This window comes from Streptomyces verrucosisporus (genome assembly GCF_017114865.1).
GTDB classification, from domain to species: Bacteria; Actinomycetota; Actinomycetes; order Streptomycetales; family Streptomycetaceae; genus Streptomyces; species Streptomyces fenghuangensis.
Map to the genome: position 1 here is coordinate 1 of NZ_JADEYH010000097.1, position 389 is coordinate 389.

1 protein-coding gene is annotated in these 389 nt (G+C 66.3%); it reads right to left on the reverse strand.

Going from position 1 to position 389, the window contains the following annotated elements:
- Nucleotides 1–389, reverse strand: a 389-nt coding sequence (locus IQ279_RS27610) for a roadblock/LC7 domain-containing protein (protein WP_206352056.1), incomplete at both ends; no start/stop codon positions are given.

Sequence of the window (389 nt, forward strand, 5' to 3'; positions counted from 1 at the left end):
TTGAGCAGACTTCCCTGCAGTTCGGCGCGGAGGTCCGGCGTCAGCACCGTACCCGCACGGTCCACCAACAGGGCCATCTCGTACCCGACCAGACCGATGTCCGCCTCCGGATGCGCCAGCACCGCCAGCGAGGAACCGTCGGAGACCGACATGATGAAGAGGAACCCACGCTCCATCTCCACCACCGTCTGATTCACCGCACCCCCCTCGAAGATGCGCGACGCACCAGCGGTCAGCGAGGTCAGCCCCGACGCGACCGCCGCCAACTGATCGGCGCGATCCCGCGGAAACCCCTCGGACATGGCCAGAAGGAGGCCGTCGGCGGAGACCACCACCGTGTGCGACACCCCCGGGGTGTTGTCCACGAAGTTGGTGATCAACCAGTTCAG